The sequence below is a fragment of the Streptomyces sp. NPDC048504 genome, from assembly GCF_043200035.1.
GTDB lineage: Bacteria > Actinomycetota > Actinomycetes > Streptomycetales > Streptomycetaceae > Streptomyces.
Genome location: NZ_JBICXA010000006.1, coordinates 178268 through 192129, shown reverse-complemented (window position 1 = coordinate 192129; position 13862 = coordinate 178268). Strand labels below are relative to the sequence as shown.

14 protein-coding genes are annotated in these 13862 nt (G+C 71.7%); 9 read left to right on the top strand and 5 right to left on the bottom strand.

What is annotated here, in order from left to right:
* Positions 1-115 precede the first annotated feature (115 nt).
* The gene (locus ACGFY9_RS16905; protein ID WP_393754818.1) at positions 116-3841 is read right to left on the bottom strand and encodes a hypothetical protein; all 3726 of its coding nucleotides are present in this window, start codon (positions 3839-3841) and stop codon (positions 116-118) included.
* Positions 3842-4110: 269 nt separating this feature from the next.
* Here ACGFY9_RS16905 and ACGFY9_RS16900 point away from each other — a divergent pair, with 269 nt between their 5' ends.
* The gene (locus ACGFY9_RS16900; RefSeq protein WP_393754816.1) at positions 4111-5043 is read left to right on the top strand and encodes a ribosome-inactivating family protein; all 933 of its coding nucleotides are present in this window, start codon (positions 4111-4113) and stop codon (positions 5041-5043) included.
* 240 nt (positions 5044-5283) lie between these two features.
* On the opposite strand, the gene ACGFY9_RS16895 is transcribed toward ACGFY9_RS16900, so the two are convergent.
* Together ACGFY9_RS16895 and ACGFY9_RS16890 are read right to left on the bottom strand one after the other, a co-directional pair.
* Positions 5284-5529: a hypothetical protein gene (locus tag ACGFY9_RS16895; RefSeq protein WP_393754815.1), complete on the bottom strand. Its 246-nt coding sequence runs from the start codon at positions 5527-5529 to the stop codon at positions 5284-5286.
* A gap of 27 nt (positions 5530-5556) precedes the next feature.
* Positions 5557-6735: a sensor histidine kinase gene (locus ACGFY9_RS16890; RefSeq protein ID WP_393754813.1), complete on the bottom strand. Its 1179-nt coding sequence runs from the start codon at positions 6733-6735 to the stop codon at positions 5557-5559.
* A gap of 165 nt (positions 6736-6900) precedes the next feature.
* Here ACGFY9_RS16890 and ACGFY9_RS16885 point away from each other — a divergent pair, with 165 nt between their 5' ends.
* From ACGFY9_RS16885 to ACGFY9_RS16870, 4 genes are all read left to right on the top strand, one after another.
* On the top strand, positions 6901-7272 hold the full coding sequence (locus ACGFY9_RS16885) for a DUF4333 domain-containing protein (protein ID WP_393754812.1): 372 nt from the start codon (positions 6901-6903) through the stop codon (positions 7270-7272).
* A gap of 21 nt (positions 7273-7293) precedes the next feature.
* Positions 7294-8049, top strand: a complete 756-nt coding sequence (locus ACGFY9_RS16880; RefSeq protein ID WP_393754810.1) for an ABC transporter ATP-binding protein — start codon at positions 7294-7296, stop codon at positions 8047-8049.
* 371 nt (positions 8050-8420) lie between these two features.
* On the top strand, positions 8421-9128 hold the full coding sequence (locus ACGFY9_RS16875) for a response regulator transcription factor (RefSeq protein WP_393754809.1): 708 nt from the start codon (positions 8421-8423) through the stop codon (positions 9126-9128).
* Positions 9129-9218: 90 nt separating this feature from the next.
* A complete protein-coding gene (locus ACGFY9_RS16870; protein ID WP_393754808.1) occupies positions 9219-9548 on the top strand; it encodes an IclR family transcriptional regulator C-terminal domain-containing protein in 330 nt (109 codons plus the stop codon).
* Positions 9549-10087: 539 nt separating this feature from the next.
* Here the strand turns inward: ACGFY9_RS16870 and ACGFY9_RS16865 are convergent.
* Positions 10088-10219 carry a hypothetical protein gene (locus tag ACGFY9_RS16865; RefSeq protein ID WP_393754806.1) on the bottom strand — a complete coding sequence of 44 codons (132 nt, stop codon included), beginning with the start codon at positions 10217-10219 and terminating at the stop codon, positions 10088-10090.
* A 274-nt stretch (positions 10220-10493) separates the two neighbouring features.
* Between ACGFY9_RS16865 and ACGFY9_RS16860 the strand changes: the two genes are divergently transcribed.
* The 3 genes from ACGFY9_RS16860 (at position 10494) to ACGFY9_RS16850 (ending at position 12800) form a co-directional block, all read left to right on the top strand.
* Entirely contained in the window at positions 10494-11120 is a 627-nt protein-coding gene (locus ACGFY9_RS16860; RefSeq protein WP_393754805.1) for a DNA polymerase ligase N-terminal domain-containing protein, read from the top strand.
* Positions 11120-12142: a non-homologous end-joining DNA ligase gene (gene ligD / locus ACGFY9_RS16855; RefSeq protein ID WP_393754804.1), complete on the top strand. Its 1023-nt coding sequence runs from the start codon at positions 11120-11122 to the stop codon at positions 12140-12142. The genes ACGFY9_RS16860 and ligD overlap by 1 nt, the downstream gene beginning before the upstream one ends.
* A gap of 472 nt (positions 12143-12614) precedes the next feature.
* Entirely contained in the window at positions 12615-12800 is a 186-nt protein-coding gene (locus ACGFY9_RS16850) for a hypothetical protein (protein WP_393754802.1), read from the top strand.
* Between the two features lie 136 nt (positions 12801-12936).
* Here ACGFY9_RS16850 and ACGFY9_RS16845 read toward each other — a convergent pair whose 3' ends face one another.
* Positions 12937-13173: a hypothetical protein gene (locus ACGFY9_RS16845; protein ID WP_393754801.1), complete on the bottom strand. Its 237-nt coding sequence runs from the start codon at positions 13171-13173 to the stop codon at positions 12937-12939.
* Positions 13174-13331: 158 nt separating this feature from the next.
* On the opposite strand from ACGFY9_RS16845, the gene ACGFY9_RS16840 reads away from it, so the two are divergent.
* Positions 13332-13820, top strand: a complete 489-nt coding sequence (locus tag ACGFY9_RS16840; RefSeq protein ID WP_393754799.1) for a DUF5709 domain-containing protein — start codon at positions 13332-13334, stop codon at positions 13818-13820.
* Positions 13821-13862: the final 42 nt, after the last annotated feature.

Here is a 13862-nt window from a genome sequence, read left to right as displayed (position 1 = left end):
GTCGTGCGCCGGCGTCGTGCACCTGGCGTCGGACAGGAGCCTTGCCGCCGGGGAGTTGACCGGACAGCCGTCCCCCGGGGCCAATCAATTGCTTGACCTGCACCTACGTGTTTGTTCACCGTCCCGCAACAGAGTCGTCGCACACACGTCGGTACGGCGCGTCCGGCACGTACGTCCGCCACTGCGCGGGTGTCAGTCCGACGCCTCCCGCCCGCGCGCACACCCGCGCCAGTGCCCGCGCCGGGTCGACGACGTACCGCTGGAGGGGGACGTGGTCGCCGCTCGCGTACACCGTGGTGCCGTCGGCGCTGAAGGCGAGCGAGTCGATCTCCTCACCGGGGGTGACAAGCAGGCTGCCGAGGGGCTGCCGGGTGGCCACGTCCCAGAGCTGGAGGCTGCCCGCGTCGCCGCCGACGGCGAGAGTGCGGCTGTCGGGGCTGAACGCGAGGGCCCGCACGCTTTCGGGGGTCTCGCCGAGCGGGGCGGGGAAGACGTTGCGCAGGATGCCCTCGCGGTGCCGCAGATCTCCGTCCCACAGGGCGACCCGGCCCGTTCCGTCGCCGGCCGCCAGCAGGGAGCCGTCCGCGGTGAAGGACAAAGCGCCGATCTGCTCGCCCCGGACGAGGTCGTGTGCGGTGGCCCGGCCCGAGGGCGGGCGGGCCACTACACCGTCGCCGACGAGCAGTTCGTCGTCGGGGCGGACACCGAGGTGGAAGGCGGTGACGCCGGTCAGGACCGCGGTGCGGTGACGGCGTGCGACGTTCCACACCTCGTCGGCCACGCCTCCCACAGAAGTGGAGCGGGCGGCGTAGAGGGTACGGCCGGACCGGCCGAGGGCGATCTCCAGCACCGGGAAACCCGGCAGGTCCAGCGAGGTCACCGCCCGCCCGTGCCGCACGTCCCAGACCGTGAACGGCTGCGCCCCCACCTCCCGCCCCGGCGCCGAGACGCCGTAGCCGAACCGTGTGCCGTCGGGGCTGAACGCCAGCAGCGGCAGGGTGTCCTTCGCCACGACGGGCAGGGCGGGGTGGGTGGAGACGGGGACCTTCACCTGCGGGAGGGTGCGCAGGAGGCGGCCGTCGGCGGTGGCGCGGAGGCTGAAGGTGTAGTGGTCGGCGGTACGCCGGACCGTGGCGTAGGTGCGGCCGTCCGGGCTCAGGCGTACGCCGTCCATGGCGGCGGTGCGCCAGGCCGGGGTGACCGCCGGGCCGAGGCCGAGGGTGTGGGCGGTGCCGCCCTCCAGGTAGCGCAGGGCGCGGCCGTCGTCCTCCCAGACCAGGCCGCCGTAGAGATGCTGGTTGTTGAAGGAGTGCTGGAAGACGGGAGTTGTGGGGTCCGTGAGCCGCCAGACGCGGATCTCGCCGCGGTCGGCGGTGGCCAGGAAGGCACGGTCCGGGCTGAAGGAGGCGTCCTGCACGGCGGGGTCGTGGATGTCGGTGGTCTTCCGGCCCGTGCCGGTGTCCCAGATGCGCAGGCCGCTGCCGGTGGCGGCGGCCAAGCGGTCGCCGGCGAGGGCGAGGACAGCGGTGTCCTCGTCGCAGACGGGGTCCCGCTGCCAGGCGCCGGGGAGGGCGCGGCCGGTGGAGGTGTCCCACACCTGCGGGGCCTGCCCGGAGGGGCAGATGGCCACGTGTCGGCCGTCCGCGGCGAGGTCGCTGAACGCCAGGTCGGTTACCTGGGTCTGGAACAGCACGCGGCCGTCCGTGGAGGAGCGCAGCCGTACGCGGTCGCCCTCGGTGGCCAGGAAGGCGCGGCCGTCGCGGGTGAAGCGGAGGTCGATCACGTCCGGCAGGGCGGGGCCGATCCACCGGCCAGTGCTCGTGTTCCACAGCCTTACCCGGTTGTCGTCCCCGGTGACCGCGAGTACCCGTCCGCCGGGGCCGACGCCGGTCACCGTGCCCGAGGGCACCCGGCCCGAGCCGGTGCCGCGGTGGGTGGTGACGTCCCAGGTGTGCCAGGTGCGGCCGTAGGCGCTGAGCAGGGTTCGGCCGCCGTCGGCGAGGACGCGGAGGGGGCCGTCGCCGGGAGCGGGGTCGGTGAAGGTGTCCGTCTCCACCTGGCCGAGGGAGCCGAGCAACGCGCGGCGGCTTTCGGGGAGTTGGGCGATGCGCCAGGCGGCGGCGCCGAGGAGGAGAGCGGTGTGGGGGTCGGTGGTGCGCAGGGCATCGGCGACCTCGGACACACGACGGGCCGCGTTCTGGGTCCGCTGGAGTTCGTTGGTGTCGTACTCGCGCCAGACCACGAAACCCGTCAGCAGCGCGACCGCCAGGACGGCGGACAGGGAGACGGTCAGGACGCGGTGGCGGCGGCTGATGCGGGCGGCCGCCCGGCGCTGGGCCTCGCGGGCGTCCAGCGCGGCGATGAGGAAGAAGCGCTCAGGGGCCGTGAGGGCGGGGTCGTCGAGGTGGTCGGGGAAGAGTTCCTCGGTGCGGGCCAGCCGGGTCCCCCGGTACAGGGCGCCGGGGTCGCGGTCGTGCTCCAGCCAGGTGCGGGCCGCTTCGGCCAGCATCCGGTGGTGGCGCAGACGTTCGCGGTCCTCCTCGATCCAGCCGTGCAGCCGGGGCCAGCAGGTGATCAGCGACTCGTGGGCGAGCTGGACGCCGTCCTCGTCGGCGGTCAGCAGCCGGGCGCGGGTGAGCCGCTCCACGACGACCGGCACGTCAGGGTCCCTCCACTCCGCCAGTTCACCGCGCGTGAGGGGTCGGCGGGTGTCGGGGGTGCCCCGGCCCGGTACGACCATGCGCTGCAGGAGATGGCGGGCGGCGCGGGCCTGGGGCGGGGTCAGGCCGCCGTAGACCTCCTCGGCGGTCGCGGCGATGGCGCCGCGTACCCCGCCGGCGGCCTCGTAGCCGGCGAGGGTGAGCATCCGGCCCCGGCGGCGGCGCCAGGTCTCCAGCAGAACGTGCGAGAGCATCGGCAGTCCGCCGGGCTCGTCGAGCGCCTCGTCCACCAGGCGGGCGGTCAGCGTCCGCTCGACGAGCCACCCGGCCGCCTGCGCGGGCCCGACGACGGCTTCGCGCAGTTCCTCCGCCGTCATCGGGCCGAGCAGCAGCCCGGCACCGTGCAGGGCGTCCGCCAGAGACCGGTGCTCTGCGCAGCGGGCGTAGAAGTCGGCGCGTACGGCGATCAGGACACGCAGCCTGCTGTCCGGGTCACGGGCGGCGAGCAGCAGGTCGAGGAAACGGGAACGCTCCCGCTGGTCGGCGCAGAGGGTGAAGATCTCCTCGAACTGGTCCACGACGACCCAGTTCTCCGGCTCCCCAGGCTCCGGGGCGAGGAGGTGGCCGTAGCTGGTCGCGGGGGTCGGGCCGGGGGTGAGGATGCTCAGCCGGGCCGGGTGGCCGCGTGCGGCCATCTCCTCCTTGAGGCGGGGTATCAGTCCGGCTCGCAGCAGCGAGGACTTGCCGCTGCCCGAGGGACCGAACAGCACCGCGAAGCGGTGGTCGCAGACCAGCTCGCTCACCTCGTCGACGACGCGGTCCCGGCCGAAGAAGAGGTGCTGGTCGCCCGGCTCGAACCGGGCGAGCCCGCGGTACGGCGCCGGTACGTCCTCGACAGTCTCGGCGGGGGCCAGGTTCGTCTCCTGCTCGGCCTCCTTCCAGCGCGGCTCCCACTCGCCCTGGTCGCCTCCGCAGGCACGGACGTATCCGCGCAGGACGTCCAGCGAGGGCAGCCGCTCCCCGGCCGCGGCATACGACAGCGTTGTCGCGGAGAAACCCGCGGCCGTGGCCATCGTCCGGTACGACGGGCTGCCCGCCGTCCGGCGCAGCGCGCGCAGCTCGTGCGCGAGCCGCTGGACGGGACCGGAGGTCGGGTCCAGCGGTCTTTCGGGACGCCCCATGCGTTCGTACCTCCACAGACCTCACGAATGAGACATCGAGAGCGACGACCATACGACGCACCGGGAAACGGGAGGGTTGATTGCAGGTGACGGATGGGTGACGCCGGTCAATCCGCTGCCGTCCACGAGATTGTTTGCGCAGGTGAAAGGGGGTGTCAATCAACTCGCCCGCAGCGATTCTCGGTGGAGTCGGGCCGGAGTCCGCCCATGCGTGGATACGGCCTGGCGTTCCTCGCAGCCCCTTCATTGCCCCGTGACCGGAGAAACCCATGCAAATAAGTACCGTGCGTCGCCTCGGCCTCTCGGCGCTCCTCGCCGGCGCGGTCGCGCTGACCGGCCTCCCCTCCCTCGGCACCGTCGGCGCGGCCCCTGCGTCCAGCGGCGTGGCGATCAAGGCCCAGAATGTGGCCCAGGAAACCTTCCCGCAGGTCCACTGGAACGTCGACGGCGGTGCCGCGGCCTACCGCCAGATGCTCAGCGAATTGAACGAGCTGGCTCGCACTCGCGCCAACGCACGCGCCAGCGGCGAAATCGTCAACACGCGAGGCAATCAGGTGAGCGTCACCATCCTCGACAACACGCGGACATACCAGTACGCGGACATCGTGATCAGCTCCCCGGGGGAGGCCGCGCCCACCGTGCACGCCGTGGTGCGGCTCAGCAACCTCTACGTGGTGCGGGTCTACCGAGTCATGCAGCCCAACAACCGCGTCCTCAACCTCGTGAGCGGCGTCCCCAACGCGTCCAGCACCGACGACAACTACTTCCTGGGCAAGGAGGGCTACGACGCTCTCGCCCGGGAAGCCAATCAGGCGCTGACCAACGTCAACATGGGCCCCGCAACCCTGGGAGCGGCCCTCCACGATCTGGGCAACCGCAGCTCGTCCCGTCTCAGGCAGGCCCGCGGTCTGCTCACCCTCATATTCAGCATCTCGGAGGGTTCCCGCTTCCGCACCCTCGCCGACCGCGTCGCCTCCGCCATGGACAGCAGGAACTCGGTCAGCTACACCCCTCAGCAGATCGCCCTGATCCATAGCTGGGCCCGCGTCAGCCATGTCTTCATCGGCCACTACAACGGAACGGACAACACCGCGAGCACGAGCGTCGCCGGAGCGGAAATCAACACCGCCCGCCAGGCCGCGGCTCTGCTGGCGATCGCCCTCAACGACGGGCCCAACCCCAACCCCAAGGACGAACTCTGACCGCGGGAGCGGCCGTGCACGACGCACGACGGCCGACCGCGCCCTGATGCAGCACGAGAAGCCCCGGCGGGGCATTTCCACACCCTCCCGCCGGGGCCTCTGCAGTGAACCCGCACTGATTCAGTGCGGCGAAAAGCCACCCCGAGCCCGTCGGAAAGCCCTTCCATCGAGCGCTATGCAGAGCAGTCTCCGGACCTGCCCCGGATGTCACGTCCGGAAGAATGGACCGACGACTGGGTTTCAATGACCAGGCCAAGCCGCCCGCACGACCCGGGAAGCGGAGGAGGAGAGCCTGTCACGCGGCAGTGCCCACAGGACGCCGGCTCGTCGACGTGCCGGGGCCGGGACGTGCAACCCTTCGCGGTCGAGGTCGCCGATGGCTTTGATCAGCATGGTGACCTCGAAGCCCGCGCTGTCGTAACCACGGCGTGAGGGGATCAACCGCCGAATGCCGTCGGCCGCGCCCGGTCGTGCCGGGCGAGTCACGCGGGGCTTCCTCAAGCTCCCGCCCGATCAGGCCTTCCCCAGGGGAATCCGCGCCCGCACCTGCCAGCCCTGCCCCGCCAGCGGCCCGGCGTCGAGCGCCCCGCTCAGGGTAGTGACCCGCTCCGTCAGACCGACCAGGCCGAAGCCGCCGCCGTGGGCGGCGTCGGGGAGCTGGGTGCCGCCGCGGCCGTTGTCGGTGACCGTCACCTCCAGTGTTTCGCGCCGGTCACCGGCCAGGCGCAGGCCCACGGTGATCTCGGTGGCGTCGGCGGCGTGGCGTCGTACGTTGGTCAGCGCTTCCTGGACGACCCGGAAGGCGGCGGCCTGCACCTCGTGGGGGAGGTCGTCGGTGAGTGCCGGGTCGCGGCGGAGGGTGACCTTCTGGGCCGGGCCGCCGAAGCCCTCGGTGAGTCCGGTGATGGCGGCCAGGTCGCCGACCGGGCGGCGCTCGGCCTCCTCACCCGTGTCGCGCAGCACACCGACCGTGCGGCGCATCGAGGCCAGGGCCTCGGTGGCGGCGCGTTCGATGCCGGCCAGGACCGGGTCGAGTTCCTGCGGCCGGGTGGCGGCCATCATGCGGGCCATCTGGGTGTGCACGAGGATGCCGGTGACGTGGTGGGCGACGAAGTCGTGCAGGTCGGCGGCGATCGCCACCCGCTCCTCGCGGCGCGTCTCACCGATGGCGACGGCGCGGCGGTAGTCGAGGGAGCGCAGATAGGCCGCGAGGCCGGCGACGAGACCGGCCAGGACCAGGCCGACGGGCAGGTAGGGGAGCACGGTCGTGGCGTCCGAGCCGTCCAGCGTGTTGGCCTCCCGGACCGGTGTGGCCAGCAGCGCCGCGCCGTCCAGCACCCCGCACACCACGGCCCAACGGGGCGGGGAGTGCCGTACGGCGATGAACAGCAGCGACAGCAGCAGCGCCACCTCGCCCGGGCCGAACGGGGTCCTGGCCCCGGCCAGCAGCGTGCCCGCCGAATACGTCAGGGAGAGCAGCGCTGGTACGGCGCTGCGCACCTGCGGGGTGAACCACGCGGGCCGGCGTGCGGCCGGCCACAGGAGGGCGGCGAGGCCGGCCAGGAGCACCACGAGGATGGGCGACACGCTCCTGCCTGCGGCTCCCGTCTCCAGCACGTCGGCGACGGACGCCACGAGCAGGAAGCCGACGCCGAATCCGCGGGCGCAGCCCCGCCCCGAGATGGAGATCATGCGGTTCACGGTAGGCGAGGCGGTCGGCGGCCGGATCGGCCGAATGGTCGCGGGTGCGACGGCGGTCATGGCCGTATGGCCGAGGTGCGCGCCCGGCTCACCCGCGAGGGTGGAGCCATCCATCTCGTCCGGGGCTCGCTCCCCTCAGTCGGCAGGAGTCACCCCATGAAGCTCGACAGGTACCTCGTCGGTGTCGTCGGCGGCGCGACCGCCGCGGTCGCCCTGGGCGGTCTCGGCGCCCACCTGCTCGCCGGGACCGAGTCGACCACCCGGCTCGACGCGCAATCGACGGTGACGGTCGACGGCCACAGGGCGCTGGCCTCCAACATCGTCGCGGGCCGCACCGAGGGCAAGTACCACCCGCTGCCCTGGGTGGGCACAAAGGTGTCGGGTGTCAGCTGCCCCACCGGACTCAAGGCGGTCGCCGGGGCGTCCATCACCTGCACCGGCAAGAGCGGCGACGGCAGGTCCGTCGACATCCCCGTCTCCGTCGTCAAGGTCATGGGCTCCTCCGTGACCTGGAAGTTCGAGCGCTGAGAAGTAACGGGGGCACGCACCATGAACACCGTTCTGGCCGGCTACGGCCTCTCGAAGAAGTACGGCTCCACGACCGCCCTGGCGGGCGTGGACGTCGAGGTCGGCGCGCGCGACTCGCTGGCGGTCACGGGGCCCGCCGGGTCCGGAAAGTCCACGCTGCTGCTCGCGCTCGCCGGGATCATCCGGCCGGACAGCGGCCAGGTCCTGTTGCGCGGCGGGCGAAGCGGGACGGAGGTCCCCCCGGCCAAAGTCCCCCGGCCTTCGGCCGGGGATGCCCCGATGGGGCGCATCGACACGCTGGACGAGAGCCGGCTCAGCGCACTGCGCCGCAGGCGGTTCGGGTTCGTCTTCCCTTGCGGGTGCGGGCAGTTGCTGCCGGATCTGTCCGCCGAGGAGAACGTCGCCCGGCCGCTGATGCTGGAGGGCACCCCGCGCAGGCAGGCCATCGAGCGGGCCCGCCGCTGGTTCGCGCCGCTCGGCCTGGACGGCCTGCGGGGCCGTCGGCCCGGCGGGCTCTCCGACGGGCAGGCGCAGCGTGTCGCCATCGCCCGCGCCCTGGTCGTGGAGCCGGAGGTGGTCTTCGCCGACGAGCCCACCAGGGCGCTGGACGAGCGCACCGGCACGGAGGTGGTCCAGCTGTTGACCTTCGCGGCCCGGGACACGGGCGCGGCCCTCGTCATGGTCACCCAGGACGCCGACGTCGCCGCGCACTGCGGCCGGATCCTCCGGCTCCGCGACGGCCGGATCGACAACCACAGCCAGTACTCCGTCGTCTGAGCCCACAGAGACCTCCGTGCGTTCCCTCGTCGTTCCCTCGTCCAGCCCCGACCTCGCATCCGGCCCGGTCCTCCGGCCGCCGGGGGCCGCGGAGCGGGCTGCCCGGGGCCGAGGCTGCCATCGTCGGCACGTTCGTCGCACTGGTGACGGCCGGTGCCACCCCGAACACCCCGATCGCCCCCCGGTCTCCCGCGCCTCGGCGTCCGCGCGGTCGTCGGAACCCTCGCGATGTCCGCCGCGATCACCGGCCTCGGGCCCTCGGCGCGGAAGGCCACGGTGGATCCGACACGGACCGCGCACCGAGACAGCCAGGTGTACCGCCCCGGCCCCCGGACCCACCCCCGACCGCACCCCTGAGGCATGATCAGGCCATGAGCACGCCCGGAGCCAGCGCTGCCGCCCCCATCCGCGTCCTGATCGCCGACGACCAGGACATGGTCCGCACCGGCTTCCGTTTCTTCCTCGACGCCCAGCCGGACATCACCGTGGTCGCGGAGGCGGCCGACGGCGAGGAGGCCGTGGCGCTGGCCCGGCGGGTGCGGCCGGATGTGTGTCTCCTGGACATCCGGATGCCGAAGCTGGACGGCCTGGAGGCAACCCGGCTCCTGGCGGGACCGGAGGTCGCCGACCCGATGCGGGTCGTCGTGGTCACCACCTTCGCCCTCGACGAGTACGTGTACGGGGCGCTGCGTGGCGGTGCCTGCGGGTTCCTGCTCAAGGACTCCGGGCCCGTCCTCCTCGCCGAGGCGGTCCGCGCCGCCGCGGCCGGCGACTCACTGGTCTCGCCGTCCGTCACCGTACGGCTGCTCAAGCACCTCACCGCGCCACAGCCCGACGCCGCCCGACGGGCCCCCGCCTCCGCCTCCGCGCCGGTGCCGGAACTCACCGACCGTGAGGGCGAGGTGGTCCGCCTGGTCTCCCTCGGCCGCACCAACGCGGAGATCGCCGCCGAACTCTACGTCTCCCTCTCCACCATCAAGACCCACCTCTCCAGCGTCCAGCTCAAACTGGGCGCCCGGAACCGCGTCGAGATCGCGGCCTGGGCCTGGCGGAACGGGTACGTACAGCCGCGCCCTTGACCCGTCAGAGGGGCCGTCCCGGGCAGATCGAGCATGCGGACCGTGGCACGGGGCGAGCAGCGGTACCAGCGCGGGAGGCGAGGCCTCCAGATGACCGTCGACGAGGAACTGGAGAAGGGGCTGCGCTCGATCGCGGTCCCGGTGCGCGACCGCGCGGGCCGGGCGGCCGCCGCACTGAACGTCGCCACGCACGCCACCCGGCACACGGTGGCCTCGGAGATGGAGTGGCCGCAGCAGTTGAGCTCCACGGAATCGCTCACACAGACCTTCCTACCGGTGCGCGGCGTATTTCCGGTCCCCCATGGACGCCCGATGCGGTGTGGTCGATATTCGACCTTCGAGAAGGAAAGGAAAACGCAAAAAGAACACCGGCGAAAGCACAGGAAATCCACAGGCTCTGTGGTTTTCACTTCGGAGTGACGTGGGCTCGGTGGGTAGATGTAGTCCGGGGGCATGAGGTATCCCGACGGAGGCGACCTGACCACGGTGGAACGGGCCGGCGAGAGCGGGGGCGACTCCAGGCTGCCGAGACAGACGTTCACGGTCGGCATGCGGCCGCCGCAGCTCGCGCGGGCACTACGGGTGTCGCGTATGCCTGGCGTGCCGCCTGGCGTCAGGGCGTCATCACCCGCTACGCAACCGCCAGTTTCATCCCGCTCGGCCTGGATCTCCTGAAGCTGCTTGGCCAACTCCCGAGCGAAGGCGCCCAGTTCGCCTCAGCGGGCGGTGATCCACTGGCGGTCCCGCATCCCCTACGCCCTCCCGCGCCGGACCGTGCTCCCACACGCACGGACGCAGCCACTCGTTGATCACCCATGCCCGCTGGGCTTCTGGCACAGCTTCACGGACGTGATCACCCTCGAACCCGAGCCAGTCGCGAGAGCTGTCAGAACCGAACAGTCCCGATGACGAGGACCATCCCATCAGAGACCGGTGATCTTGACCTTCGTGCGGCAACCCTACAAGCGGCAGAAGCGCTGGAGCCAGGCGCCGGTCCACTGCGCACGAACGCCGTCGACCCTGGCCTGAGGTTGTCGACGGGTGATGTCGGAGAAGCCGACGTCGTTGCCGGTCGTGATGTGCGCGGCCATGTTGAGTTCCCTCGTCCACGGAGCCGCCTCGGCCAGGTTCTGGTGGACAGGGGCGTCGAGGTGTCGTTGGCGTAGACGACCGGCACTTCCACCCCGCACCGTCCACGGCTTCAGCGCGTCCGCAGGGCCGGTCGGCGGACGGAGCCTCCGCAGGGGTCGCTGAGGAACGGGTGGGTACCCGGGCTGCGGGACCGTGCGCCCCGCGCGAGTGTGGTGCGAGGGTTCGCGTCCCCTGACAGGCCGTATCTCGAAAGGTGTGGAAAGGCGGCTCGACATGGCTGATGAGGACCCGCTGCGGAACTATCGAGGCAAACGGGACTTCGACCGGACGAAGGAACCCCGTGGCCGGCCGGGTACCCGTGACGAGGAGCCGCGGTTCGTGGTGCAGATCCATGACGCGAGCACGATGCACTTCGACTTCCGGCTTCAGGTCGGCGACGTGCTGAAGTCCTGGTCCGTGCCGAAGGGACCCTCCACCGACCCCGGCGACAAACGGCTCGCCGTGCCCACCGAGGACCATCCGCTGGAGTACGAGGAGTTCGAGGGCGTGATTCCCGAGGGTGAGTACGGTGGAGGCACGGTCATCGTCTGGGACCACGGCACCTACCGGCCGCTGAGCCACGACCGGCACGGCCGGCCCGTCCCGTTCGACGAGGCGCTCGGACGCGGACACGTCACCTTCCGGCTGGACGGCTCGAAGCTGCGCGGCGAGTACGCGCTCACCCGGTTCCGGGGCGGCGGCAAGGACGGCAAGGGCGAGGCCTGGCTGCTGCTGAAGGCCAAGGACGAACGGGCCCGCACCGGGGGCCGGGCGACCCCGGATCCGCGCCGGGCCCGCTCGGTGCGCACCGGCCGTACGCTGCATCAGGTCGCCGCGGCGGGCCGAGGAGCCGAGCGGTGATGGCCGATCTGCTGAGCACGCTGCCCGACGAGGAGGCCGTACTGCTGAGCGAGGCGGGTCCGGGCGGAAAACTGGCCGCGGATCCCATGCTCGCCACCCTCAGCGACCGTCGGGACTTCTCCGACGGGTGGATCTTCGAACGGAAACTGGACGGGGTTCGCGTCCTGGCCGTCCGCGACGGGAACGGCGTCACCCTGCTCTCCCGCACCGGCAGACGACTCAACGCCACGTATCCCGAGATCGTCGACGCGCTCGCCGCACAGCAGTGCACGGACTTCACCGTCGACGGCGAAATCGTGGCCTTCTCGCACGGACGCACGGACTTCGCCCGGCTCCAGCAACGCATGGGGCTGACCAGACGCCGGGACATCGAGGCGAGCGGGGTCGCCGTCACGTACTACGTCTTCGATCTGCTCCGCCTGGAGGCCGCCGACACGAGGGCGCTGCCGCTGCGCACGCGGAAGTCGCTGCTGCGTCGCGCTCTGGCCTACCGCGCGCCGCTCCGTGCAACGAGCCACCGCAACCGGGGTGGCGGCGAACTGCTGGCCGATGCCTGCGACCGTGGCTGGGAGGGCCTGATCGCCAAACGCGCCAACAGCCGTTACCAGTCTGACCGTTCGACGGACTGGCTCAAGCTCAAGTGCTCGCTGGGCCAGGAGTTCGTCGTCGGTGGCTTCACCGAACCCGCCGGCAGCCGGGTCGGGCTCGGTGCCCTGCTGCTGGGCTACTACGACGGCGATCGGCTCCGTTACGCGGGCAAGGTCGGCACCGGTTTCGACCACCGCACCCTTCTCGCCCTGCGTACGCGGCTCGACGGACTGGGCACCCGCGAGCCACCCTTCGCCGACCACGTCCGCGAAGGGCGCGCCCACTGGACCGAACCCGTGCTCGTCGCGCAGATCGCCTTCACGGAGTGGACCCGTGACGGCATGCTGCGCCACCCGCGTTACCTCGGGCTGCGCGACGACAAGGCCGCGCAGGACGTCATCCGCGAACGCTCCCCCGCGCGCACGGCGGAATGAGGCATCACCGTCACCGGTCGGTCCATCGCCTGCTTTCAGTAACTGCCGCCGGTTGTCGGACTGCTGGAACGGCACGAACTTGCCACCGCCGAGCACCGAAGCCATGGGAGAGATGAGGGAGCCGCCCGATGCCGGAAGGTCGAACCTTTGACGACCGCTGCCGTTCGCCCCGGCTCCGGGCTCGACGAGGACCCGGCCACCGGGAGCGCCGCCGGCCCTCGCGCACGGCGAGTCCATGGCTCGGCCGAGCGGCATCGACGTTCACCTCGATGACCGTTCCCGGCCGGTGGTCACAGGTCGCTGCGCCGTCTCCGCCGAAGGCCGGTTGAGGAACAGCCGCCCGACCGTCGCCCAGGAGTGAACACGTGAGATTGCCGTGACCGACGAGGGGGACTCGATCCTCATGAAGAGCCCCCTGCCGTCCGGCCAGAAGGCGGTGCGGTGGGGCTCACGGGACGATGAAGGAGTTCTCATGGACAACCAACGGGACGAGGAACTCTACTCACGGGACCGTCCGGCCCACCCCACGTTGCCGGAGGACCGGCCGCGCGGCGGCGAACCCAAGGCTCCCGTGAAGCACCGCAGTCCATGGCTGGTCGCCGTGTTCGTCATCGGCGTCATCGCACTGATCGTCATCGGTGTCGCCTTGTTCCCCTGACGGAAGACCCACGGGAAGACCCGGGGCAGGCCTGCCCTCGCGGTGACGGGGGGACCGCTTCGTGGGTCACGCCCGAATACCGCGTCCGGCGTAGCCTCACGCCGGACGCGGTATCAGCCTGTGGACGAGATCCTGCTCAGGCTCCGTCCAGGCGCGAGCGGAGAAGCCGCTTGCCGATGTCGGCACCCTTGCGGCTGTCGGCCTGGGCCTTGCGGAAGAGATCCGCGACCTCGGCGTCCTTCTCGCGCTCCGCGTCCGCGATGTACGTCTCCAGCCGCAGCGCGTTGTTCAAGCACGCTTCCACGTACCAGATCAGGTTGTAGTCCTTGTCCGGCGTGCCCGTGGCGCCGCCGGTCTCCGTACTGCTCGTCATTCGGGCCTCCTTCGGGTTCCCGGGGGTCCTGCCCCTCCGGCCCGGCGCGGGTACCCGTCCCGCCCCGGCACACACTCCGGCAGGCCGTGTGTGTGGGCGGGGCCGGACTGGATACGCGGAGCGGAGGCACGTGAATCCAGGCGGAAGGTACAAGCACCATGGAGAGCCGGAACCAGGACGACGTCATGGGTGACGAGGTCTACCAGCCCGAGGGGCCCGACGGCCGTGAGGACGAGGGCGTCCTCGATCCGGAGGACGCCCTCAGCGACCGGGGCAGCGATCCCTACGAGGAGGGCTGGTCGCCGCCCGAGCGTCCGCTCGCCGTGGAACACGAGGGCACGACGGCACGGGAGCAGCGGGAGGGCGAGAGCCTGGACCGGAGGCTGGCCGAGGAGCGCACCGATCCGGCGCTTGAGGAGTCCCGTACGGGCGACGGCGTGGGGGATCTCGCGGGCGGGGAAGGTGAGCCGCTGGACGACGAGGTGGGAGCGGACCGGGCCGGACGCCTGGTGGCTCCGGACGAGGGCGCGCACGGGGACACCGAGAAGGACATGCTCGCCCAGGACGTGGGCATCGACGGCGGCGCGGCATCTGCCGAAGAAGCCGCTGTCCACCGGATCCCGGACGAGGACGACGACCTCCCGTAGTCCCGTACGGGAGGAGCGCGTCCGTAGGCTCCGACGCGTCCG

Bases quoted from the DNA above. Each gene is read 5' to 3' on its own strand.
- ACGFY9_RS16905 (WP_393754818.1), bottom strand. From the start codon at position 3,841: ATGGGGCGTCCCGAAAGACCGCTGGACCCGACCTCCGGTCCCGTCCAG.
- ACGFY9_RS16900 (WP_393754816.1), top strand. From the start codon at position 4,111: ATGCAAATAAGTACCGTGCGTCGCCTCGGCCTCTCGGCGCTCCTCGCC.
- ACGFY9_RS16890 (WP_393754813.1), bottom strand. From the start codon at position 6,735: ATGATCTCCATCTCGGGGCGGGGCTGCGCCCGCGGATTCGGCGTCGGC.
- ACGFY9_RS16885 (WP_393754812.1), top strand. From the start codon at position 6,901: ATGAAGCTCGACAGGTACCTCGTCGGTGTCGTCGGCGGCGCGACCGCC.
- ACGFY9_RS16880 (WP_393754810.1), top strand. From the start codon at position 7,294: ATGAACACCGTTCTGGCCGGCTACGGCCTCTCGAAGAAGTACGGCTCC.
- ACGFY9_RS16875 (WP_393754809.1), top strand. From the start codon at position 8,421: ATGAGCACGCCCGGAGCCAGCGCTGCCGCCCCCATCCGCGTCCTGATC.
- ACGFY9_RS16870 (WP_393754808.1), top strand. From the start codon at position 9,219: ATGACCGTCGACGAGGAACTGGAGAAGGGGCTGCGCTCGATCGCGGTC.
- ACGFY9_RS16865 (WP_393754806.1), bottom strand. From the start codon at position 10,219: ATGGCCGCGCACATCACGACCGGCAACGACGTCGGCTTCTCCGACATC.
- ACGFY9_RS16860 (WP_393754805.1), top strand. From the start codon at position 10,494: ATGGCTGATGAGGACCCGCTGCGGAACTATCGAGGCAAACGGGACTTC.
- ligD (WP_393754804.1), top strand. From the start codon at position 11,120: ATGGCCGATCTGCTGAGCACGCTGCCCGACGAGGAGGCCGTACTGCTG.
- ACGFY9_RS16850 (WP_393754802.1), top strand. From the start codon at position 12,615: ATGGACAACCAACGGGACGAGGAACTCTACTCACGGGACCGTCCGGCC.
- ACGFY9_RS16845 (WP_393754801.1), bottom strand. From the start codon at position 13,173: ATGACGAGCAGTACGGAGACCGGCGGCGCCACGGGCACGCCGGACAAG.
- ACGFY9_RS16840 (WP_393754799.1), top strand. From the start codon at position 13,332: ATGGAGAGCCGGAACCAGGACGACGTCATGGGTGACGAGGTCTACCAG.